22 protein-coding genes are annotated in these 22,737 nt (G+C 36.6%); 17 read left to right on the top strand and 5 right to left on the bottom strand.

The window, feature by feature from the left end; all coding sequences use genetic code 11:
- The first annotated feature begins 488 nt into the window (after positions 1 to 488).
- The 7 genes from JR050_RS02535 (at position 489) to qoxD (ending at position 5,946) form a co-directional block, all read left to right on the top strand.
- Complete coding sequence (locus JR050_RS02535; protein WP_204201946.1) at positions 489 to 719, top strand: excisionase family DNA-binding protein; 231 nt, start codon at positions 489 to 491, stop codon at positions 717 to 719.
- A 126-nt stretch (positions 720 to 845) separates the two neighbouring features.
- A complete protein-coding gene (locus tag JR050_RS02530; protein ID WP_204201945.1) occupies positions 846 to 1,154 on the top strand; it encodes an MGMT family protein in 309 nt (102 codons plus the stop codon).
- Between the two features lie 42 nt (positions 1,155 to 1,196).
- Positions 1,197 to 1,625 (top strand): hypothetical protein, encoded by a 429-nt coding sequence (locus JR050_RS02525; protein ID WP_204201944.1) that lies wholly within the window; start codon positions 1,197 to 1,199, stop codon positions 1,623 to 1,625.
- 464 nt (positions 1,626 to 2,089) lie between these two features.
- Complete coding sequence (qoxA, locus tag JR050_RS02520; protein WP_204201943.1) at positions 2,090 to 3,082, top strand: cytochrome aa3 quinol oxidase subunit II; 993 nt, start codon at positions 2,090 to 2,092, stop codon at positions 3,080 to 3,082.
- A complete protein-coding gene (gene qoxB / locus JR050_RS02515) occupies positions 3,072 to 5,048 on the top strand; it encodes a cytochrome aa3 quinol oxidase subunit I (protein WP_204201942.1) in 1,977 nt (658 codons plus the stop codon). The genes qoxA and qoxB overlap by 11 nt, the downstream gene beginning before the upstream one ends.
- A complete protein-coding gene (qoxC, locus tag JR050_RS02510) occupies positions 5,038 to 5,643 on the top strand; it encodes a cytochrome aa3 quinol oxidase subunit III (protein WP_204201941.1) in 606 nt (201 codons plus the stop codon). The genes qoxB and qoxC overlap by 11 nt, the downstream gene beginning before the upstream one ends.
- The gene (gene qoxD / locus JR050_RS02505) at positions 5,644 to 5,946 is read left to right on the top strand and encodes a cytochrome aa3 quinol oxidase subunit IV (RefSeq protein ID WP_204201940.1); all 303 of its coding nucleotides are present in this window, start codon (positions 5,644 to 5,646) and stop codon (positions 5,944 to 5,946) included.
- Positions 5,947 to 5,999: 53 nt separating this feature from the next.
- Here the strand turns inward: qoxD and JR050_RS02500 are convergent, their stop codons facing one another.
- Entirely contained in the window at positions 6,000 to 6,233 is a 234-nt protein-coding gene (locus tag JR050_RS02500) for a hypothetical protein (RefSeq protein ID WP_204201939.1), read from the bottom strand.
- Positions 6,234 to 6,487: 254 nt separating this feature from the next.
- On the opposite strand from JR050_RS02500, the gene JR050_RS02495 reads away from it, so the two are divergent.
- From JR050_RS02495 to JR050_RS02455, 9 genes are all read left to right on the top strand, one after another.
- On the top strand, positions 6,488 to 7,639 hold the full coding sequence (locus JR050_RS02495) for an MFS transporter (RefSeq protein WP_204202035.1): 1,152 nt from the start codon (positions 6,488 to 6,490) through the stop codon (positions 7,637 to 7,639).
- Positions 7,640 to 7,918: 279 nt separating this feature from the next.
- The gene (locus JR050_RS02490) at positions 7,919 to 9,754 is read left to right on the top strand and encodes a M6 family metalloprotease domain-containing protein (RefSeq protein WP_204201938.1); all 1,836 of its coding nucleotides are present in this window, start codon (positions 7,919 to 7,921) and stop codon (positions 9,752 to 9,754) included.
- A 175-nt stretch (positions 9,755 to 9,929) separates the two neighbouring features.
- On the top strand, positions 9,930 to 11,675 hold the full coding sequence (locus JR050_RS02485) for an ABC transporter ATP-binding protein (protein WP_204201937.1): 1,746 nt from the start codon (positions 9,930 to 9,932) through the stop codon (positions 11,673 to 11,675).
- Positions 11,656 to 13,491, top strand: a complete 1,836-nt coding sequence (locus JR050_RS02480; protein WP_204201936.1) for an ABC transporter ATP-binding protein — start codon at positions 11,656 to 11,658, stop codon at positions 13,489 to 13,491. The genes JR050_RS02485 and JR050_RS02480 overlap by 20 nt, the downstream gene beginning before the upstream one ends.
- A gap of 177 nt (positions 13,492 to 13,668) precedes the next feature.
- The gene (locus JR050_RS02475; protein ID WP_204201935.1) at positions 13,669 to 15,150 is read left to right on the top strand and encodes an alanine/glycine:cation symporter family protein; all 1,482 of its coding nucleotides are present in this window, start codon (positions 13,669 to 13,671) and stop codon (positions 15,148 to 15,150) included.
- A 69-nt stretch (positions 15,151 to 15,219) separates the two neighbouring features.
- Positions 15,220 to 16,326: a D-TA family PLP-dependent enzyme gene (locus tag JR050_RS02470; RefSeq protein WP_204201934.1), complete on the top strand. Its 1,107-nt coding sequence runs from the start codon at positions 15,220 to 15,222 to the stop codon at positions 16,324 to 16,326.
- A 236-nt stretch (positions 16,327 to 16,562) separates the two neighbouring features.
- Positions 16,563 to 17,360, top strand: a complete 798-nt coding sequence (locus JR050_RS02465) for a GNAT family N-acetyltransferase (protein WP_204201933.1) — start codon at positions 16,563 to 16,565, stop codon at positions 17,358 to 17,360.
- Positions 17,361 to 17,658: 298 nt separating this feature from the next.
- Complete coding sequence (locus JR050_RS02460) at positions 17,659 to 18,387, top strand: ZIP family metal transporter (protein WP_204201932.1); 729 nt, start codon at positions 17,659 to 17,661, stop codon at positions 18,385 to 18,387.
- A gap of 80 nt (positions 18,388 to 18,467) precedes the next feature.
- Complete coding sequence (locus JR050_RS02455) at positions 18,468 to 19,262, top strand: GNAT family N-acetyltransferase (RefSeq protein WP_204201931.1); 795 nt, start codon at positions 18,468 to 18,470, stop codon at positions 19,260 to 19,262.
- Between the two features lie 25 nt (positions 19,263 to 19,287).
- On the opposite strand, the gene JR050_RS02450 is transcribed toward JR050_RS02455, so the two are convergent.
- The 4 genes from JR050_RS02450 to JR050_RS02435 all read right to left on the bottom strand — a co-directional run bounded on the left by JR050_RS02450 (position 19,288) and on the right by JR050_RS02435 (position 22,221).
- Positions 19,288 to 19,821, bottom strand: a complete 534-nt coding sequence (locus JR050_RS02450; RefSeq protein ID WP_204201930.1) for a methyltransferase — start codon at positions 19,819 to 19,821, stop codon at positions 19,288 to 19,290.
- Between the two features lie 173 nt (positions 19,822 to 19,994).
- Positions 19,995 to 20,198, bottom strand: a complete 204-nt coding sequence (locus JR050_RS02445; RefSeq protein WP_204201929.1) for a hypothetical protein — start codon at positions 20,196 to 20,198, stop codon at positions 19,995 to 19,997.
- A 62-nt stretch (positions 20,199 to 20,260) separates the two neighbouring features.
- Positions 20,261 to 21,331 carry an AimR family lysis-lysogeny pheromone receptor gene (locus JR050_RS02440; protein WP_204201928.1) on the bottom strand — a complete coding sequence of 357 codons (1,071 nt, stop codon included), beginning with the start codon at positions 21,329 to 21,331 and terminating at the stop codon, positions 20,261 to 20,263.
- Between the two features lie 242 nt (positions 21,332 to 21,573).
- The gene (locus tag JR050_RS02435; RefSeq protein ID WP_204201927.1) at positions 21,574 to 22,221 is read right to left on the bottom strand and encodes a phosphatase PAP2 family protein; all 648 of its coding nucleotides are present in this window, start codon (positions 22,219 to 22,221) and stop codon (positions 21,574 to 21,576) included.
- A 63-nt stretch (positions 22,222 to 22,284) separates the two neighbouring features.
- On the opposite strand from JR050_RS02435, the gene JR050_RS02430 reads away from it, so the two are divergent.
- Entirely contained in the window at positions 22,285 to 22,605 is a 321-nt protein-coding gene (locus JR050_RS02430; protein ID WP_204201926.1) for a DMT family transporter, read from the top strand.
- Positions 22,606 to 22,737 lie beyond the last annotated feature (132 nt).

Here is a 22,737-nt window from a genome sequence, read left to right as displayed (position 1 = left end):
TTTTTCTCCTCCTTTAATTGATGTTAGAAAACCTAACATTAAAAATTGGTTAGTTATAATTTATGCTCCTTCATTCAAAATGTCAACAGAAAATATGTAATTTTCTGATATTGATGTTAGAAAACCTTACATAAAAAGTGGTGAATTAGTTAATTGTTAAAAAATGAATGCTTGCTGGTGTATAATTTAATATGAAGGCTCTTTTCGTAAAGATTGTTGCTATTTGGATAGCTCTGTTAAAACATTGAGTTGATTGGAGCGGAAGGCACTCGACTCCTGCGGGAGATAGAGGGAATCGTGAGACCCCGCAGGCAAGCCGAGGAGGCTCACGTCCCTCCCCGCGGAAAGCGTGTGCCTGAAGCGGAAATCAACGGACCTAAAATAAATTCTTTTTTTGTAAAAATAGCAACAAAGTATGCGAAAACAGCCAATATGAAAAAATGGTAAGTTAAAATTGAAAGTAATAATGCAAAAGGGGTCCCTGGACTATGTACTTAACAGTTAAAGAAACAGCAGAATATTTATCGGTGTCTGAAGAATATATTGAACAATTAATAAAAGAGAAAAAAGTGCGAGCGTTATTTGATGGGGCGCAATATCTCCTTTTTAAAGACCAGTTTCATACACACCTTCAACAAATGGAGAAGTATAAGAAATTTGTAGAAGAAATATTAGATGAACCTATACCAGATGATATTGATGTGAAGGATGAAGATTAATAGAGGATAAGGAGATTGCTATGATTAAACACTCTATGAAAATTGATGACCATCAATACTAGTGAAATCAATAATTGGTTGGTACAAAAAGGGATATAAACAATTGTTGAAGTTGGAGGGAATGTGTTGCAGGACTTTACTAGAAATACTATAGAAATTATTCTACAAATCCCGCCAGGAAGGGTTATGACATACGGTCAGATTTCAAAACTAGCAGGTAGTCCTAGAGGTGCGAGACAAGTGGTGCGAATTCTACATTCAATGAGTGGAAAATATAAATTGCCGTGGCACAGAGTTGTGAATGCAAAAGGTGAGGTAGCTTTGCGGGATGAAGAAGGCGTATATACACAAAAGCTTTTGTTAGAAAGAGAAGGAATTACATTCAACCATAATGGGAGAATTGATTTGGTCAAATATCGTTACCACCCTATCTAGAAGTATTCTAAATAGAGGTTACCAATGTTTTAGGAGACAAAAATGAAGAAGTTTATTGTTTTTATTCTATTAATATGTGTTCTATTGTACTTTACAAATCCGAGTAAAACAGAATATACAAGGTGGCAAAGTAAACAATTACAAGAGAATAAAGAAGGTTTCATTCCTGAAAAGCTAGTAAGCTGGATGGATCAAGATGTTATAGACTATCGGACAACCGAGGTAGATTATAAACTCTTTAGCTTTTACGAAACGAAATTTTCGGAGTTGGGTTTAGAACCTATTAAAGCAATTGGGTTATTCACTATATTTCTTTCTATTCCAAGTAGCATGAATATCTATCGTTTAGGTGAAGTGCTATTTTCTATCGGGTCCTTTGTGGCGATTATTCTTATTTTATTTATTGTATTAAGGATTGTTAGATTTATTTTCAAGATCGGTAATAAGAAGGAAGGAGAAATGGAACTGTAGTAAACGAATAAAATGAACGAAAAAACCTTGCATTAAGTTGTAATATCCTATTGGCTTGCTCCCTAAGGAGTAGGCTTTTTTTGTTAATAAAAAATAGTAAGTGCATCCAAAAACACATTGAAAAACACATTTTATAAGTGGATTACATACATTTTATATAACATTTTCCATTATCAATATAGGCTAGTAATAGCTGTTAAATATATGTTTTCGGAGTGTGCTAGTCTAAAATATTTCCTTCATATTTTAGACACACTCTTTTCTTATTTCTGTCACAGTAAATTGAGACTCTGTGTGATAAGATTTATTTACAAATTGAATTAAGTGTGTTGGATAAAAACACCCTTATATTTTTTTAGTCAGTTTGTGAATGATTGAACAAGCCTTTGGTACTAACCTTGTGAAGTATTACACAAACTTTACGCATTTGTTACATTATTTTTCATCTATGGGGAGATGAGATTATGAAATATAAAATTGGAATACTTGCTTTACTTACTACATTCCTTCTAAGTGGTTGTGAAACGAATATGGTTGTTTTTGAACCACAAGGTCCAGTCGCTAGAAGTATTATGGAGCTCATTAATTGGTCGCTCATATGGATGCTGATAGTGGTTGTAGTAGTATTTGGCTTATTTGCTTATATTGTCTGGAAATATCGTGAAAAACCAGAAAACATGGATTACGAGCCGCCTGAAGAGCACGGAAGCACACTGTTAGAGGTAATTTGGACAGGAATTCCGATCTTAATTGTTATTGCTTTAACGATTCCAACTGTTACGACATTGTATGAGCTGGAAGAGGTTCCAAAAGGATATGAAGATAAAGAACCTATTACGATTCACGTGACATCAGCAGACTGGAAATGGATTTTTAGCTATCCGGAATATGGTATTGAGACTGTGAACTACATGAATATCCCTGAAGATACTCCGGTCAACTTTAAGTTAACGTCAGCAAGTACTATGCAATCAATGTGGATTCCGGCACTTGGAGGTCAAAAGTATACAATGGGTAAAATGGAAACCCAAATGTATTTAGTTGCTGATCATCCAGGATCTTACTTTGGAAGAAACACAAACTTCAATGGTCGTGGATATGCCGATATGGAGTTTGAAGTATTAGCACAAACACATGAAGATTTTAATGAATGGGTGAAAGAAGTTCAAGAGACTGCTCCAAAGCTTACAGAAGAAGAGTACGAAGAATTATTAAAACCGACTCATCTTGGTAGATTAACGTTCTCAAATACTCATTTAGAATGGGTGAATCACGCGGAAATGGATTCTAAAACTTACACAAATCCTGAATTATACCGCTATCACGGATATCAAGGTAAAACATTTGAAGAAGAAGATAACTACAAAAACGATCATAACGAAGACGATAAAGATAAAAAAGATAAGGAAGATAAAGAGCAAGTAGAGGGACACGGAGGTGACCATAGTGGACATTAGATGGAATGAAATCTTTATTACAGGTGACCCGTTAATTTTAGGTTCTCAAATTGCGATCTTAGTTACAATGCTTGGAATGGTTGGTGGAATCACATACTTGAAAAAGTGGAAATGGCTTTGGACAGAATGGATTACAACCGTAGATCATAAGCGAATTGGGATTATGTATATTATCGCTGCTGTATTAATGTTTTTCCGTGGTGGTGTAGACGGGTTACTTATGAAAGCCCAAACGTCTAGACCTGGTATGGAGATATTAAATGCACAGCACTATAACGAAGTGTTTACAACTCACGGTGTGATCATGATTTTATTTATGGCTATGCCATTTTTGATAGGGTTAATGAACGTTGTGATTCCACTTCAAATTGGTGCTCGTGATGTAGCATTTCCTTGGTTGAATGCACTAAGCTTCTGGTTGTTCTTCAGTGGGGCGATGTTATTTAACATTTCCTTCATTATCGGTGGATCACCAGATGCAGGCTGGACATCATACTTCCCACTTGCGGGTAAAGAGTTTAGTCCAGGTATCGGTAATAACTATTATGCAGTTGCTTTGCAAATAGCAGGTATTGGTACGCTAATGACAGGTATAAACTTTATTGTAACAATTCTAAAAATGAGAACAAAAGGCATGACTTTAATGAAAATGCCGATGTTCACTTGGACTTCCCTAGTAACGTCAGCTATTATTGTTGCAGCGTTCCCTATCTTTACAGTAGCACTTGCACTTATGACGTTTGATCGTCTATACGGAACGCATTTCTTCACTTTATCTGGTGGAGGAATGGATATGCTTTGGGCAAACCTGTTCTGGCTATGGGGTCACCCTGAAGTGTACATTGTAGCATTACCGGCATTCGGTATTTTCTCTGAAGTATTTGCTACGTTCTCTAGAAAATCGCTATATGGTTATAAATCAATGGTGTATGCGATTGTTGGTATCGCGCTATTAAGTATGGTTGTTTGGGTTCACCACTTCTATACAATGGGCGCAGGAGCAGCAGTAAATTCATTCTTCTCCATCACGACAATGGCGATTGCCGTTCCGACAGGAGTCAAAATCTTTAACTGGCTGTTTACAATGAGGAAAGGCCGTATTAAATTTACAACAGCAATGCTATGGGCACTTGCTTTCGTACCAAACTTTGTAATCGGTGGGGTAACAGGAGTTATGCTGGCGATGGGTGCAGCAGACTATCAATATCATAATACGTTATTCTTAGTTGCTCACTTCCACTATGTATTAATTCCTGGTGTTGTATTCGCTGTATTTGCTGGTCTTTACTACTGGTGGCCAAAAATGTTTGGTCATATGTTAAATGAACGATTAGGTAAGTGGCATTTCTGGTTATTTGTTATCGGATTTAACGTAACATTCATGCCGATGTTCTTCTTAGGATTAAATGGTGCTGTAAGACGTTCATATACGTTCTCAGTTGAATCTGGATTCTCTAATCTGTTCTTACTTTCTGCATTAGGTTCAATTATTTTAGCTGCTGGATTTGCAGTATTCTGCTACAACATTTACTGGAGTGTAAGACACGCAGATCGCAACATTCCAGGAGATCCATGGGATGCGAGAACGCTGGAGTGGGCAACTGCCTCACCTGTACAGTTCTATAACTTTGCAAAATTACCAGAAGTAAAATCTGTCGATGCATTCTGGCACATGAAAAAGAATAACGAAGGACTGGATATAAAAGAAAGTGAGCTAGAAAAGATTCATATGCCAAGTAATTCAGGCTTACCATTCATCTTTGCAATTTTATTTGGAATAGCAGGTTTCTTCCTAGTATTTGAATGGCATTTACTTGCAGCAATTGCGTCAATAGGAATTGTAGTTGGCTTAATTTATCGTTCGTTTGATTATAACGATGGCTATTATGTAGGTGTTAAAGAAATTAGTAAGACAGAGCATTCATGGAGAAACAAGGATGGAGAGGTGAATAAAATTGGCAGCTAAATTGAATACGTCATTGCCGTTAGAATACCAATCAGAACAAAGTCGTATGAATATCCTCGGATTTTGGATTTTCCTTGGAGCTGAAATTGTTTTATTCGCATCTCTATTCGGTGTCTATTCTGTACTCAGTGGTCGTACTGCAGGCGGTCCGGGTCTACAGGATATCATCATGGTCGAAGGTGTAATGATCCAAACTGTTTTATTATTAATCAGTAGCTTTACTTGTGGAATAGCCATATATGAAATGAGACGTAACAACGTAAAAGGTCTTGTAACTTGGTTAATCATTACCCTTTTACTTGGTGCAGGGTTCCTATATATGGAGATTAGTGAGTTTATCCATTATGTACATCTTGGTGCCACGATGCAGACAAGTGCCTTTTTATCCAGCTTCTTCACACTATTAGGTACGCATGGTCTGCACGTCACATTCGGAATTGTATGGGCAACAATGCTTATTATCCAACTGGTGAAAAGAGGGTTAACACCAGTAACAGCACGTAAAGTATTTATCATTGGGCTATACTGGCATTTCCTTGATGTAGTATGGATTTTCATCTTCACGTTTGTATATTTAAAAGGGGTGGTGATGTAAATGGAAAAACGAGAAAAAGGATTTCCAATTAGTCACGTCTTTGGTTTTATATTATCCCTTGTTTTAACATTTGTTGCTGCATGGATCGCATTGAAGACAAATATCTCACCAACGATTGTAATGTGGGTAATAGGGACATTGGCAATTATACAAGCAGGACTTCAGTTGTTTATGTTTATGCATGTAACGGAAGGTGAAGATAAGAAAACACAACTTATTAACATTTTTTACGGTGTATTTTGTGCACTCGTTATTGTAATTGGAACAATCTGGGTTATGGGATTTGGAAACCATATGCACTAATTAGAAAAGGTGAGGCCACTAGGGGTCTCACCTTTTTGCATATTATATAAGTTCTATTGCTCAGCCTTTTGCCTAGAATCGCTAACGCCTTGCATAAGCATAAAAAATAATCCGAATCCAAACAGCATCATCGAAGCCATCATAATGCTCAATCCAATGGAGAAAACATACTCTTGACTGATGCCGCTTACAAAGAAGCTAGATAAAAATACAAGTAAGCCAACAAACAACCCTAAACTCGTCATTCTTCTTCCAAATGAAAAAGTTTTTAATTGCTTTTCGTTCATTTCCCTCATCTCCTTACTTATTATTCTATGTTCGTTCACAAATTTGTCAAACTATTTTCACGGAAAATACAAATTTTCTTTCGGTACGTAACAGGAGATGTGAAAAATGTGATAATATTTAGGTATACGAAATAAATATAAGGTATTAAAAATGAGATCAAGAAACTTGGTGATTGCCAAGTTTTTATGAGTTTTAGGGGGATGAAATCTTGGAGAAAATCAAAAAGGATCCTCTATGGACAAAATCTTTTATCATGTTAATGTTCGGAAATTTATTTACATTTATGTCATTTCAAATGTTAATTCCGACATTACCGCCGTACATAAAATCAATCGGAGCTTCAGGAATTGAAATAGGATTAGTAACGTCATTGTTTTCAATAGGGGCTGTATTGAGTAGGCCATTTATTGGCTATATGCTTGAATATAAAACGAGAAAACCACTAGTATTAATTGGGGCACTAGCTTTACTGACAATCACGATTTTTTATTCTTTTTCAACGGTGATTGTGATATTTCTTTTCTTCAGGTTTTTACATGGCTTAGCCTGGGGCTGGTCAACAACTGTAAATGGTACAGCAGCAGTAGATGTTGTGCCGAATTCAAGACTTGGTGAAGGGATGGGGTACTTTGGTTTATCCGTAACACTAGGAATGATCATTGCGCCAAGCCTTGGTATCTATTTATATCAAGTTACAACATTTACAAACCTAATTTATATATCTGGATCGTTAGGCTTAGTATCCGTCATATTGCTATCGATTGTTAAGTACATCACACCGGACGATGTAAAGAAGGCTAAAAAGGAAGATTTAAAGTTTTCCTACTTTGGTTCACTTGTTGAGAAAACAAGCTGGTATCCTGCCTTCATCACAATCATTGCAACATTTGGATACGGGGCGATTGCAACGTTTATCGTTATCTTTGGTGAAGAGCGAGGGATTAATCAAATATTCCTATTCTATTTATTTAATGCCATTATGGCATCTGTCTCAAGACCAATAGCTGGTAAGTGGTTTGATGAAAAAGGTCCGAAAACACTTGTGCTTTTCTGTACAACAGTAACGTTTATTGGAATGTGGGTGTTATCATTTGCTACTTCAAATGCGTTTATCATTATTGCTGGTATGTTATTTGGTATCGGATTTGGTTCACTGCTTCCAACCCTTCAATCTTGGACACTTTCCAAAACTGCTCCAAACAGACGTGGAGTTGCGAATGGAATGTTCTACTCAGCAATTGACCTAGGTATTGGTTTAAGTGGATTTATATTTGGCTTTTTAGCCATTTATATTGAGCTAGGTATATTATTTAGGATTTCTAGTTTATTTCTCATTTTTGTGATTGTCTTCACGCTGGTGGAAGGCAAGAGAAAATCTATTACAGAGCAAAAAGCAATTTCGTAGAAAAGAACACTTAGGTGTTCTTTTTTTCTATTTATTAGGAAGAAAGTAAGGTTTTTTATCGTGATAGTTTTACTTTTTAAGGAAATTGGGAGAAGAGTATAGTGAGTGCAAACGTATCACCACATATTAATAGGAAGAAAGATATAGTTCGAATGTCGAAATAATGTCATATACTTATTTTCTTGTAGAAATACTAGGTATTTATAATTATTTAATAATGGTGAATTTTCTGATACATTTAAAGGGCACTATATTCTGATTCTATTAGGAGGTTTTAGCGTGCTAAAAGTATTATCAAAATCTGCTTTGTCACTAGCATTAGCTGGTAGTTTAGTAGCTGGTAGCGTTGTGAGTAGTGGAGGTACAGAAGAAGCAAAAGCAAAAGGTACATATGATTTACACTTAGCTCATTTTGTGGGAGCTTCACCTGAACTTTCTCAAAAAGCGAAGGAGTTGGGTATTGATTTATCGAAGGTTGATCCTGCAGAAAAGATCGCAGGACAAGGTACAAAATTCCAAGAACCCGGCGATAATCATGTTGCTTACAGAGAAGCAACAGGTGACATTCCAGTTCTTGTATTGCTAGCGAAGTACAAAGATGGTGATGAGCCGGTAGGTGATATGCCAGGTCAAGTACCTGCGAAATATTATGAGGACCTCATCTTCGGAACAGAGTACAATCCTTATGAACTAGAACAGTTTAAGAAATATGATGGGCCGGATGTTCCGAAAAATAGAACGATGCAAAATGCATATAAAGAATCTAGTTATGGAAAAACAAATCTAGTAAGAAATGAAAATACAGAATTTGCATGGGTTGAGCTTCCTCATGGAGCATCTTACTATTTAGACCAAGAAGGTGAGTATGCTGAAAATGGCACATATGTTAACGGTAACGTAAACGGTGATGCACATACAGGAGAATTCATACGTGATCTATTAAAAGCTGCAGATGATCAAGTAGATTTCTCTAAATATGCTGAAAACGGTGAAGTACCAAACATATTTGTTGTACATGAAGGTACAGGAGCAGAGTTTAGTAGAGACCCTGCCCAATGGTGGTCACATAAGTGGAGCCTATTAAGTGCCCTTTATTATGGTAAGTACTATGAAACTGGTAAACCGGCAGATGTTCATGCAGGTATGAGTCAATCAGCATGGATTAACAAAACAGTTGCTGAAGATATGACCTATGACGGAGTGGTTGTAAATAACTACAACATTCAGCCAGGTATTGGTGGTAACGTTGCAGGATTTGATAATGCTACTGGCACGTATAAAGAAGAATTAAAACAAGGACCATACCCAGCGCAAACAGGGGTATATGCACACGAATTTGGTCATGCTCTTGGCTTACCTGATTTCTATGACACTGTGTATACATCTGAAGGGGTAGGTAACTACTCAATGATGGCTGGTGGTTCTTGGTTACGTTACCCAAATCAACCACAATATGCAGGCAATTCCCCTGCTCACTTTGATCCATTCTCAAAGATTTTCTTAGGCTGGGTAAATCCAATCGAAGTTACTCCTGAAGATGGAGTACAAGAAATTACTATACCTGCTATCAATAAAGCAACTGCTGATAACGGTATCGTAAAAATGGAAGTTCCAGGTTCAAACGGAACTGAATACTTCTTATTTGAAAACGTTCAACAAGATGGGTTCAACAAAGGGTTTATTCGCCAAGGTGAAGATGCTAACGGATTACTGGCATGGCATGTTGATGAAAATATCATCGAGTTATATCAATCTGCTGGCTTCCGTCCGAACAACGTTGAAAACTGGATGAACAAGCGCTTCCAGTTCAACCAATCTCAAACTGCTAGTGACGGAACAGAAGTTACACACTATGGTCTATCTGTTGTTCAAGCTGACGGTAACTACGATTTAGAGAAATATGTAAACCGTGGAGATGCGGGAGACTTCTTCAAGACTGGTGATAAGCTAACTCCAGTTTCAGGAAATGTTCATACGGGTTCTTATTACTTCTGGAAAGGCAACAGCGCAACTCCGGCTGATTCTGGAATCCATGTAACTGACATTGTAGAGAATGAAGACGGTTCAATCACTGCTAAGTTCTACTACAGTGCAAATGAAGGTAAGAAAAAATAATAATTCGCCTTAAAAACCCAAGCCGATAGCTTGGGTTTTTTTGTTCAATTTTGAAGGAGAATATTATTTAACTATTCTTGAAAAAGAGGTATCATAATAAAATAGATATAATTCGAGATATTAGGTTTACTAAGTTTTTCTTTCAATAGAGTTACACATGTTTGGGGGCTTACATATGATTAAGGCACTATCATTTCTAAAACCATATCGAATACCGGTTGCAGTAGCTCTTCTCTTTATGTTAACAGAGCTAGTTGTTGAGCTGATTCATCCACTGCTAATGGCGAAAATCATTGATGATGGAATATTAAAAGGTGATTTTTCAGTCGTTCTTCACTGGGGATTGATCATGGTTGGAATGTCACTTCTTGCATTTATTGCAGGTATTACCAACTCCTTCTATGCTTCCCATGTTAGTCAAAGCTATGGATATGACGTAAGAAAAGGGTTGTTTGAGAAAATTCAAGCTTTTTCCTTTGCGAACTTTAATAAGTTTCCAACGTCATCACTTATTACAAGATTGACGAATGATGTGACACAAATACAGAACACGGTCTTTATGGCGCTGAGAATCATGTTAAGAGCACCACTTTTAATTATTGGTGGAGTGATTATGGCTCTTATTGTAAATGTAAAGCTAGCTCTTTTATTGCTAGTAACAGTCCCGGTCCTTTTCTTTTTCCTATTATGGGTAATGAATAAAGGCTGGGGACTATTCCATTCTGTTCAAGAGCGATTAGATGCAGTAAACAATGTTATGCGTGAAAATTTAACGGGTATGAGATTGATTCGTGCATTTATGAGAAGGAATCATGAAATAAAACGATTTTCCGAAGCGAACGATAAATTAATGGAGAAAACTGTCTCCGCGTTACGCTTAATGGAAACGTCGATGCCGATTCTTTTGTTATTAATGAATGTAAGTATTATTGCCATTCTTTGGTTTGGAAACTTTGAGATTAATACAGGTGGAGCAAAGGTTGGGGATGTTGTTGCGATTGTTCATTACGGGATGAGAATTACATCTGCTTTATCAATCTTTTCTTGGATTGTGATGGCCTTTTCAAGAGCGAGAGCGTCAGCGGGCCGTATAGCGGAAGTGTTAGAAACTGAAATAGCTGTAATGGATGCATCAAAAACAATTTCAAAAGAAGAAACGGTAAAGGAAGGGAAAATTGGATTTGAGGAAGTATCTTTTCAATACCCAGGAACTTTAGATGTCGTGCTTCGTGATTTATCATTTGTTATTGAACCAGGTGAAATGGTCGCGATACTAGGTGCAACAGGTTCTGGGAAAACCTCGTTATTTCAACTAATACCAAGGCTTTATGATGTTTCAAAAGGAAAAGTCCTTATTGATGACAAAGACATTATCACAATGAAAATGGAAAACATACGAAAACAAATAGGATATGTTCCGCAAGAATCGATGCTGTTTACTGGTTCTATAAGAGACAACATATCATGGGGGAAAGAGAATGCTTCATTACAGGAAGTAATTGAAGCGGCTAAAGATGCACAAATACACGATACGATCGAGAAGCTTCCGAATGGATACAATACATTACTTGGTCAAAAAGGTGTGAATCTATCTGGTGGCCAAAAGCAGCGGATTTCTATTGCGAGAGCACTAATCAGAAAGCCGAAAATATTGTTATTAGATGATAGTACAAGTGCCCTAGACTTAAAGACGGAAGCAAAACTATTAAAAGCAATGAAAAATTACACGTGCACGACGTTGATTATTACACAAAAGGTCAGTACTGCAGTAGAGGCTGATAAAATTTTATTATTAAATGAAGGTAAATTACTAGCTCAAGGCAACCATCATGAATTGCTAGAAAGCAGTGAGCTGTATAGAAAGATTTTTCAATCGCAAGCAAGAGAGGAGGGAGTCCATCATGTTCGAGCAGCTGACTAAACCTTTTCGGTATAAAAAACTATCATTACAACCAACTGAAGAACAGGGGGCTCCAAAGAAAAAGAAACCAAAAGCGAAAAACTTTTGGGGAACCGTTCATCGTTTATGGAAGTATTTAGCGGAGAAAAAAATCTTACTATCATTAGTTTTATTAATGGTTGTCATCAGCTCTGCGTTAGGGTTGTTAGGGCCGTATTTAATAGGCGTTGTCATCGACGAGTATATTGTTGAACGAAAAGCTGATGGTCTATTAACCATGCTAGTTAGTCTAGTGGGCATTTATATTTTTTATTCGATATCAATGTGGCTTCAGGCAATATGGATGATTGGAATCGCCCAAAATACAGTAACAAAAATGAGAAATCAATTATTTAGGCATCTTCATATGTTGCCTATTCCCTTTTTTGATAAAAGACAACATGGCGAGTTGATGAGCCGTGTTACGAATGATATCGAAAATGTAAGTGCAACGTTAAATAGCTCTGTCATTCAAGTTTTTTCAAGTGTATTAACACTCATTGGAACTGTGACAGTCATGTTATGGATCAGTCCTTTACTTACGTTCATTACCATGCTGATTATTCCAGCAATGTTTGTAGGCATACGATGGATAACGAGCAGAACTAGTTTGTTATTTAAAGAGACGCAAAAGAACTTAGGTAATTTAAACGGTTTTATTGAAGAAACAATTTCGGGTCAAAGAATTGTAAAAGCTTTTTCTCAAGAAGATAAAGTGATAGAAGAATTTATGGAGAAAAGCGATAAGTTAAAAGCATCGGCTTTCTGGGCTCAAACGATTACAGGATTTATCCCAAAATTGATGAATATGTTAAACAACTTAAGCTTTGCCATTATAGCAGGAGTTGGGGGTATTTTTGCGTTAAAGGGTTGGATTTCAATTGGGGAAATTGTCATTTTTGCAGAGTATTCCAGGCAATTCACAAGACCTGTCAATGAATTAGCTAACCAATTTAATATGCTATTGTCTGCGGTTGCGGGTGCAGAGCGTGTCTTTGAGATCATTGATGAGCAGGAAGAAGAAAACGATGAAAAAAATGCAATTGTCTTGAATAATGTGAAAGGTGAAGTAGAGTTTAAAAATGCAACCTTCTCTTATGAAAAGGGTGGGGATACAGTTAGGGATTTAACCTTCCATGTATCTCCGGGTCAAACTGTAGCGTTAGTTGGTCCAACAGGAGCGGGGAAAACGACGGTTATTAACCTTCTTTCAAGATTTTATGAATTGAATTCAGGTAGTATCTTAATTGATGGACATGAAATTTCGAATGTTAAACGAGAATGCTTACGAAATTTTATGGGCTTTGTCTTGCAGGATTCCTTCTTATTTGAAGGAACAATAATGGAAAATATTCGCTATGGAAGACTTGATGCAACTGATGAAGAAGTGGTAGAAGCTGCAAAATTAGCGAATGCACACTCTTTTATAAAAAAATTACCAGATGAATACGATATGCTTTTACGTCAGGATGGCAGTGGAATTAGCCAAGGGCAAAGACAGCTATTATCGATTGCGCGGGCAATCCTTGCAAATCCTTCCATTCTCGTTTTAGATGAGGCAACCAGCAGTATTGATACCATTACAGAAATGAAAATACAAGATGCCCTTGGACGATTAATGGAGGGGAGAACAAGTTTTGTTATTGCCCACCGTCTTAATACGATTCAAAATGCGGATTTAATTCTAGTATTGAAAGATGGTCAAATTATTGAGAGTGGTTCGCATGCATCATTGTTAGCTAAAAAAGGATTTTATTATGAGTTGTATCATAGTCATTTGGAAGATGATGCTATATAACATGGCCAGGGGAAACCTAGGCTTTTTTTGTTGTGATTATTCGACAAAATTCGGGTGGTGACTGTCACTTGTCGAATAGTTGTGAATAAACTGTGAATTTTTACCTTGTGGAGTTGGACATAAATGACATATAATTTTTGTAAGATACATAAGATTCAGATAATAAGGAGGGGTACTATGACAGAACTAGTCAATTGGCTCGTAGGAATACTGTGGAGCCCGGTCATGATTTATGGTTGTTTAGCAATCGGACTTTTATTTTCTGTTTTAACAAGATTTTTACAAGTAAGACATATTAAAGATATGTTTGGTTTAATGTTTAAAGGGAAGAGCTCAGAAGCTGGGGTTTCTTCATTTCAAGCATTATCGTTAGCGCTTTCAGGGCGTGTTGGTACAGGTAATATCGCAGGTACCGCTACTGCAATTGCAATGGGGGGACCCGGTGCAGTATTTTGGATGTGGGCAATTGCCTTTATCGGTGCTTCAAGTGCATTCATTGAATCAACGTTGGCTCAAGTTTATAAAGAAAAGCAGGATGGGGAATACCGCGGGGGACCAGCATATTACATTGAAAAAGGTATTGGCTGGAAATGGTATGGAATCCTATTTGCGATTTCAGCTTTACTTGCAATGGCGTTATTAATGCCAGGTATTCAATCAAATTCAATTACAGTTGCAATGGGAGAAGCATTTGGTACCAATGACAAGTTGGTAGCTGTAATTATTATTGCTCTTCTTGCTGTAATTATATTTGGTGGAGTTAAGCGTATCTCTCGAGCAGCATCATACATTGTACCGTTTATGGCTATAGGCTATGTCTTAATTGCGTTATATATTATTATTAGCAATATTGGTATGTTCCCAGAAGTGATGGCATTGATCTTTAAGAGTGCGTTCGCTTTAGATTCTGCATTTGGTGGAATAATTGGTATGGCAATTGCATGGGGAGTTAAGCGTGGTATTTATTCAAACGAAGCAGGTCAAGGTACAGGACCACATGCTGCAGCAGCGGCGGAGGTTTCACATCCTGCGAAGCAAGGATTAGTTCAAGCAGCATCTGTATACATTGATACATTACTAGTTTGTTCTGCGACTGCGTTTATGATTTTATTCACAGGCATGTACAATACGTACGGACCAAATGATACAATGCTTAAAGAGGGTCTTCCAGGTGTCAAAGAAGGGCCAGCATTTACTCAGGCAGCTGTCGATACAGCACTACCAGGTTTCGGACCAGGATTTGTTGCTGTAGCATTATTCTTCTTCGCGTTCACTACAATCATGGCTTACTATTACATGGCTGAGACGAACATTGCGTACTTAACACGTGGAAAAAACAGTAAAATACCAATGTTGATTTTGAAAATTGTTCTTCTAGGTGCAACCTACTATGGTGCAACAAATGAAGCTGCACTTGCGTGGGCATTAGGAGATGTAGGTTTAGGTCTAATGGTTTGGCTGAATATGATCGCCATATTGATATTAGCTAAACCAGCCTTGAAAGTATTTAAAGATTACGAAACACAGAAAAAACAAGGTCTTGATCCAGTGTTTAACCCTGTGAAATTAGGAATTAAAAATGCGGATTACTGGGTAAATGATTATAAATATATCCCAGATACACCATCATCAAAAAAAGATAAAACATTAGATGTGTAATCTTTCATAAAAAGGAATGGCAAATCATAATGGTTTGCCATTTTTTTATCGAAAAAAGGGGTGAATAAAATGTCTTCAATCTTTGAATTGGATACTCCAACATTGTTACTTGATAAACATAAAATGCAACGTAATTTAGAAGATATTTTTAAATTTGCAAGGCAAAATGGCCTTTCTGTGAGGCCTCATAGTAAAACACATAAAAGCGGATATATTGCGGAGTTACAACAAGAGGCAGGTGCAGTTGGCATTACAACAGCCAAAATTGGGGAAGCAGAAGTGATGGCACATGCCGGGATACGAGACATTTTAATCGCATATCCGGTTTCCAGTAGCATCAAAATTGAAAGGCTTATCCACTTATTGAGAAATGGAACGAGGCTTAAAATTGCAGTTGATCAAAAAGAACAACTTCATTTTCTTCAAAAAGGGTTGGAACATTGTGGCGAAATACTTGAAGTATGGATAAAAGTGAATTCGGGATTAAACCGATGTGGGGTTAATCCTGGAAAAGAGGTTTTGAGTCTAGCAGAACAAATTCAATTATTACCGAATCTAAAGCTAGGGGGGATTTTTACGCATGCTGGTCACTCCTATGCAGCAGTCTCGGTAAAAGAAATTGAGAAAATCGGAAAGAATGAGGGACTTGCAGTTAGTGAAAGTGCAAAGCTGTGTGAAGTAAATGGTATTCCAATTCCGGTTCGCAGTGTCGGTTCAACACCAACCTATAAGATTGCAGGAAAAGTGAATGGAATAACAGAAATCAGACCTGGAAATGCAATATTTTTTGACATGATTCAAGTGGGACTAGGAGTTACGACTTTGGAAAACTGCGCTTTATCTGTACTTGCTTCAGTAGTAGGTGTGTATAACAACCGCATTGTAGTAGACACCGGCAGTAAAATACTTTGCTTAGATAAAGGAGCACATGGAAATACAACGGTAAACGGATTTGGCCATATTGTAGGACATCCCAATCTACTAATTGAGCGATTGTCTGAAGAACATGGAATTGTATCCTTCACAGGAGATCATTCACTAAAACTAAATGACAAAGTCCGAATAATTCCAAACCATGCTTGTGTGGTTGTCAATCAAAATGAAGAGTATGTGGTTCATCAACAAAATTGTGTGCTTGAAACCTGGAAAGTAGATGCAAGGGGAAAGGTGAAATAACTAAAATGTTAACCTAATAATTTCCTTTTATACATAGATGTGGTATAAGTGAATACGAGAGTAGTAGAATTTAGGGGTTGTATCTCTTCAAGGATTGATAAGTGAAACTTTGGAGCTCACCAGGTTTCCCATAAGTGAGACTCATTTAATAAATTTATTATAAAAATGTGTAACAAGGGGGTGTTTAGAATGTGGATGACTATTTCTAATTAAGAGAAATATTATAGGAGGATTATATGACAGTAATAGTAGATAAAAAAAATAAACAACAAGTAATTGACGCGAATATATCCAATCGGATTTTGTATATTAACAGTTTACGTGATACGAAAATGGATTTGCTCAAAGAGGAAAATGGGGTTCAATGGGTATTTTCTTGCTTCCAAAACGTACTCATGCAAAATTTTAATGCAAAAAATTCAAAGATCGTTCTAGAGACAATTGAACAAGTAAAGAAGAGATTAGACGGGAAAATTGGAGCGCTTTGCTGCTTAGTGAATGACCAATCTCAGCCTTCAGATTTAAAAGAAAATCTACTTTTAAACGGATTTGTTCTAGCTGATAATTTGTACGGAATGTCACTCGAATTAGAAAAGCGAAATATTGTTGTTCAAGAAACACCTGAACATTTTGTAGTAAAGAAAGTGAATAATGAACCCGATCTTAACGATTGGGTAAAGGTTGTTTGTGAAACATTTCATATTCAATCCTATGAAAAGCCATTTACAGATGCGAATCTTTCAACAATGGACTTATTTCATCATTATGTAGGCTATGAAAAAGGTGTTCCGGTTGCAGCAATTTCTGCGCTATTTGCATACGGTGTTGTAGGAATCTACTGGGTTGCAACTGTTGAAAGTGCAAGAGGAAAAGGATATGCACCCCAATTATTAGAGGTCGTGCATCAGCATGCGCTAGAAGAAGGGTACAAAATTGCAACGTTACAATCCAGTGAAATGGCCAAACATCTTTATGAAAAGTTTGGCTATGAACATGAATTTACTGAGTCTTCCATTGAGTGGTATAAGGGTTAAGTGAGAGCAGTCCGCTAATGGACTGCTTTTTTTACAGTTTAATAAAGTGAAAAATCTTGAGTGTATCTTACTTAGTTGTGTGATCTTAATCCAGCTCCAGCCCCCAGCCCACAAGAGGTCAAATAAATCGGAGAGAAGAAAAGAGAAGTGCACCCTTTTCTTCTCACCGAGCTATTTGCTTACCTGAATAGACGGTGTGCCGTAAGCTTTTTGTTCTGTAACCATGTTTTACTAACATATTTCATGAAAAATGCAGAAAAGGTTAATACTATATAAAAAATAGCTAGGAGAACAGGATATGCTACAAGCAGCGTTTTGGGGAGGAATTGCAGGGTCATCACTTTTAATTGGAGCCTTGCTGGGTATATATAAATTTGTATCAAATAAAGTGTCAGCTTTTGTGATGGCTTTTGGAACAGGTGTATTATTAGGAGCAGCAACATTTGAATTATTAACAGATGCGGTAAAAGAGGGAGGAATCGTTTATCCTTCCATTGGATTTTTACTAGGTGCAACAATTTTTATTATCGCAGAGATGATCATAATAAGAAAAGGTGGTCATGAGAGAAAGCGCTCAAAGACAAGCCCTGAGGGACATTCTGGATTAGCCATTTTTATTGGTACGATCATTGATGCTATACCAGAATCTGTAATTATTGGGGTTAGTTTGTTAGAAAATCAATCAGTTAGTTGGCTAATCGTGATTGCTATTTTCATAAGTAATTTCCCGGAAGGATTATCAAGCTCTATTGGAATGAAAAAGGATGGATACTCAAGTAAACGAATTTTATTCTTGTGGCTAGTTGTCATGTTCTTGTCCTCGATGAGCAGTCTCCTCGGATACGTATTAATAGATATTTCTACTGAATGGTTAATTACATCCATCGGAGCATTTGCAGCAGGTGGAATCATTGCTATGGTGTCTTCAACGATGATGCCAGAAGCGTTTGAAGAAGGTGGGCCGATTGTAGGGTTTCTTTCTGCACTTGGTTTGCTCAGTTCATTAATCTTAACTTACTATGGATAATGAAAAATCGGACAAAAATAATCATTGTTCTTCTCACACCTTTTTAGTAAGATATGGAAAAGGTAAGAGGGGGAACTAACATGATAAGGAAGCTCACAGAAAAAGATCATGAATTGATATGGTCATTTTTATCAAATGAATCCTCTATGAATCTCTTCATTCTTGGGGATATTGAAGCATTTGGGTACGACAAAGATTTCCAAGAGCTATGGGGAGAATTTGACGAGTTGAATCAACTTAAAGCAGTATTGCTTCGCTTTCATCAATCGTGGATTCCGTATGCAAATGGAGTTTTTGATGTAGATGGATTTATTAGCATTATTAAAGAACATACTGGTGATGACCAAATAATGCTATCAGGTAAGGAAGAAATTGTACGTGCATTAGAAGAGAGGAATGTGCTGAATTTAGGGAGAAAGCAGGTTACATACTTTGCGGAATGCAAAACAACGGAAAATCTAAGCTCTTATGATGATAAGAAACTAGTTAAGAAAGCAACAATAGAGGATGTAGATCGAATAATTGATATAAGATCGTCGATCGCTGAATTTAATCTGCTACCTTCAGCAAGAGAAATACTTATTCAATCGATGAAGTCAAACGTTGGAAGAACATATTATACAGAAGATAATAGCATCATCACTGCTAGTGCATCTACAACTGCGGAGTATTCAAAGGCAGCGATGATAGTGGGTGTTTGTACAAGAAAAGAATATCGCCGCAGGGGATTAGCTAGTAATGTAATGGAAGTGTTATTCCGTGAAGTACTAGATGAAGGAAAAACATTGTGCTTGTTTTATGATAATCCCGAGGCAGGAAGTATATATAAGCGTCTAGGATTTGTTGATATTGGTAAGTGGATTATGTATAGATAAAAAGTTGCCTAATGGGTAGCTTTTTTTATTCTTTTACATAATGATATATGGTCGCTCGATACAAATCAGGAGCTTGCCACTTTTCCTTTTCAGTCCAGCTTGGAATGGAAAATGTATGCGTGTATATGGAAGTACCCTTTCTTAGTTCTTCAGAGAATTTATGCTGTAGTTTGATCATACCATCTCGGTGTAAATAACAGATGATACAATCAAACTTTGTTAAATCTTCTTTAAAGAAATCTTTGTACAACACGGTGACATTTCGTATTGGGAACAAAAAGAGTCTAAGCTTCATATACAACCATGGCAGGAACGAGTTTTCATAGGCAATAATAGGTGTCTTGGGGTACTTTTTAGCTATCGAAAAAACCAGAGTTCCAAAACCTGCTCCTAATTCTGCAATTAATTTTGGACTTTGAGAAGGTAAATGTAATAGCAGTTCCTTTACTACCTTTGGAGAAGACGGGGTAGGAGCGATTCCATTACGAAAACTCATAAAGAGAATAGAGGATGTACCGGAAAGTGCCAATACGAGAATAATGATAGTAAGCATAGTCATTAGTCATTCTCCTTCATGTATTTGAACTATTCTAATAGTCTAACCGTATTAATCGTTAATCAAAAGTGTTAGATAGTACATTTAAATTTAAGGCAACTGTAAGTGTTTCTTGTATTCGTGATGTGACAAGAAACGAAAACGACAGCAAGTTAGTTGCTGTCGTTTCTGTATAATTATGTACCGATCGGTTCACCTGGATCTAACCTTGGTTCACCATTTTTAGGTTTCTTCAGTTTTTCTTTCTTTTCTTTTTCCACTACAGTTTCATCTTCACTGATAATTGTTCCAATCGGTTCACCTGGGTCACTTAACACCGTTATGTTCCCAAAACTGAATAAGAAGCAAGCAGTTGTCATACTAACTAGAAATTTCTTCATATAAATCCTCCTTTAGTATGCTTAAAATAGGTAGTGAATCTATAGATGTGTAATCATTTAGATTACGTATTCTTTAAAACTTGAATAAAAAACTTATCCTTTTTAGCAGAGAAAATTTGTTTTGCACGCAGGAAATGCTCCTCTTTTCCAGTTCCCAGTGCGTAGTAATACCACTGAAAAGCAGATAAGTTATTTCCTTGCTTGATTTTGATTTCATCTAGTATACGAAGTCCTTTTTCTTTCTCACCTCGTACAATATAGCGATGTGCCCGCTCGACGATATCTTCAGGTGTCGTTTCTAGTTCTTTTTTCCACAAGCTGCGTAAAAAATCTCTCGTTTTATTTAGTTCTCTTTGTCTATTCGCGGCTTTATCCTCGGGTAATAATGAAATAAGTAGTTGCCCTTGATCTAGATATTGAACCGCCTTGTCAAATGATTCAAACATATAAGAGTGTGCTAAATTGTGATAGGCGTTTATGGCTGATATAGGAAATCGGTTAGCCTTTGCTTTCTCAATCATAAACATTGCTTTATTACGACAAGCATCAATTTGATTCATTAAAAGGTGGCTAAAGCAGTAAAGTTCTAGCAAATGTAATTCATAAGAGTTCCGAATGAATGTGTCTTCGATTTGCTGAACTTCTGGTAAAATGGCCTCACTTACTTTAAAGAAGGATTCATACTGCCCTGCTTGGTACACACCGAACATATGTAAAATACATAAAAGTAAGTGAGTTTCTTTAGAAGTGCTTTTCATTGAGAGAACAGTTTCATTAAGACGATCTCCGTATAATAGGCCTTTATTTTTCTTTAACAAAATTTCGTATGTATATGCCCACTCACGGTTTAGTGGGTCTGTCGATTCTTTTTCAGACTCAATTAACGATTCTAGTAATTCAGCTTCACCTTGGGTGATATAATATTCCATTCCCAGTCTTCTTGTTTGAAAAGAAGTAGAATTAGTAATAAGTTCTATTAACTTAGACTTTTGTGTTGTAAAGTCATTTTCATAGATTTCCTCAACAAGTGAAATGCTCTTACAAAAATCGGGTTCATTGGTAGAATCTGTCTCGTCAATTAGTAGGTTAGTGCTTCCATTCTTAGGAAGCTTTGTATGATTTTCGCGTGACATCAAATGGCCCCTCTCAACCTAATGTTTATTAGGGTTGTTGTCTAAAGGTGCTTGAGACTTTATCTCATTATATCATGTTGATGTAAAATACTGTATAAATTAATAGATTCTTGTAGAACTCTCTTATATGAGTAAACCATAGCTGATAGAATAATTGAAATAGTCAAAAAGTAGGATTGATTTTACGTTTTTCTACATATTTCGATGAAAATAGTCGAAAAAAGGGGAATAGTAGTATTTTACTATTCCGATTTATGCGCTACGTATTTTGAGTGTGAATGGAAGATAAGAATAAGTGAGATAAACCATGCGCTACCAGCTAGAAATCCAGCGATAACATCAGTTGGGAAATGCACTCTTAAATAAATACGGCTAATCCCTATACATAAAATGAATAATGAAAAGCTAACTAGTATTACGAATTGGGGAATACGTCGTCTAAATAACGGAATATGTAATAGTAGCCAACAAAGTAACCCATAAAAGGCGATAGAGTTCATAGAATGTCCACTCGGAAAGCTAAAGTTATGTGCGTCTACAAGATGGTAGCTACTTGGCGGACGATCTCGCTGGAAAAACTCCTTTAGGATTGAGTTCAAATGTCGAACACCGTAGAAATTAATGATAAATAAGAAAAACAATATAAATTTACGATATAGCAATAGTCCCAATGAAACAACAATTAACAAGGGGAATGTAATATCGTAAGAACCCATATCCGTAATGAAAGTGAAAAATGGGAGTAATTCTTTTGGAAAGTTCGTTGTAATGAACGAAGCAATTTCGCTATCAAAAGTGTGAAGTGATGAAGAATCATATTGCATGGACAAAATGATAAATGTCATGATAGAGAGTAATACATATAAAAGTGAAAACCTAGTTGAAATCATTTTCCGACATCCTTCGATTATGTGATAGTACTAGTATTTCCAAAGTGAGGAGGGGATAAAAGAATGGCATGGATACTTTTAGCAATAACGATAGTACTTGAAGTAGCAGGGACCATTTCCATGAAGCTATCAAATGGATTAACAAACCCGGTACCTAGTGTCTTATTATTTGTTTTTTACGGTGGTTGTTTTGCATTATTTGCAGTTGCTGTAAAATCAATTGACTTGAGTGTAGCGTACGGAATATGGTCTGGCTTAGGAACGTTGCTAGTATTTATAATTGGAATCTTCCTTTTTCAAGAACAGGTGTCTATCATTAAGGTAGTAAGTATTGTTCTAATTATCATGGGGGTTATTGGGTTGAAATGGTCTGCATCATCGTAAAGAGGCTGGGACATAAGTATTTCAGCCATTGATAAACCGGAACTATTAGGCGATATTTTAATGAATCTTTCACCTAATAGTTCTGGTCTTTTTTTGTTGCTTTAGATTTGTTTAATTTTGCATTCAATTTAT

Source organism: Bacillus suaedaesalsae (assembly GCF_016890225.1).
Taxonomy (GTDB): Bacteria; Bacillota; Bacilli; order Bacillales; family SA4; genus Bacillus_BS; species Bacillus_BS suaedaesalsae.
The sequence above is the reverse complement of the archived record's forward strand: the minus strand, read 5'-3'. Positions and strand labels throughout refer to the sequence as shown.

Bases quoted from the DNA above. Each gene is read 5' to 3' on its own strand.
- qoxD (WP_204201940.1), top strand. From the start codon at position 5,644: ATGGAAAAACGAGAAAAAGGATTTCCAATTAGTCACGTCTTTGGTTTT.
- JR050_RS02430 (WP_204201926.1), top strand. From the start codon at position 22,285: ATGGCATGGATACTTTTAGCAATAACGATAGTACTTGAAGTAGCAGGG.
- JR050_RS02470 (WP_204201934.1), top strand. From the start codon at position 15,220: ATGTCTTCAATCTTTGAATTGGATACTCCAACATTGTTACTTGATAAA.
- JR050_RS02435 (WP_204201927.1), bottom strand. From the start codon at position 22,221: ATGATTTCAACTAGGTTTTCACTTTTATATGTATTACTCTCTATCATG.
- JR050_RS02485 (WP_204201937.1), top strand. From the start codon at position 9,930: ATGATTAAGGCACTATCATTTCTAAAACCATATCGAATACCGGTTGCA.
- JR050_RS02535 (WP_204201946.1), top strand. From the start codon at position 489: ATGTACTTAACAGTTAAAGAAACAGCAGAATATTTATCGGTGTCTGAA.
- JR050_RS02525 (WP_204201944.1), top strand. From the start codon at position 1,197: ATGAAGAAGTTTATTGTTTTTATTCTATTAATATGTGTTCTATTGTAC.
- JR050_RS02495 (WP_204202035.1), top strand. From the start codon at position 6,488: ATGTTAATGTTCGGAAATTTATTTACATTTATGTCATTTCAAATGTTA.
- JR050_RS02480 (WP_204201936.1), top strand. From the start codon at position 11,656: ATGTTCGAGCAGCTGACTAAACCTTTTCGGTATAAAAAACTATCATTA.
- JR050_RS02475 (WP_204201935.1), top strand. From the start codon at position 13,669: ATGACAGAACTAGTCAATTGGCTCGTAGGAATACTGTGGAGCCCGGTC.
- JR050_RS02440 (WP_204201928.1), bottom strand. From the start codon at position 21,331: ATGTCACGCGAAAATCATACAAAGCTTCCTAAGAATGGAAGCACTAAC.
- JR050_RS02455 (WP_204201931.1), top strand. From the start codon at position 18,468: ATGATAAGGAAGCTCACAGAAAAAGATCATGAATTGATATGGTCATTT.
- JR050_RS02460 (WP_204201932.1), top strand. From the start codon at position 17,659: ATGCTACAAGCAGCGTTTTGGGGAGGAATTGCAGGGTCATCACTTTTA.
- qoxA (WP_204201943.1), top strand. From the start codon at position 2,090: ATGAAATATAAAATTGGAATACTTGCTTTACTTACTACATTCCTTCTA.
- JR050_RS02500 (WP_204201939.1), bottom strand. From the start codon at position 6,233: ATGAACGAAAAGCAATTAAAAACTTTTTCATTTGGAAGAAGAATGACG.
- JR050_RS02450 (WP_204201930.1), bottom strand. From the start codon at position 19,821: ATGACTATGCTTACTATCATTATTCTCGTATTGGCACTTTCCGGTACA.
- JR050_RS02445 (WP_204201929.1), bottom strand. From the start codon at position 20,198: ATGAAGAAATTTCTAGTTAGTATGACAACTGCTTGCTTCTTATTCAGT.
- JR050_RS02465 (WP_204201933.1), top strand. From the start codon at position 16,563: ATGACAGTAATAGTAGATAAAAAAAATAAACAACAAGTAATTGACGCG.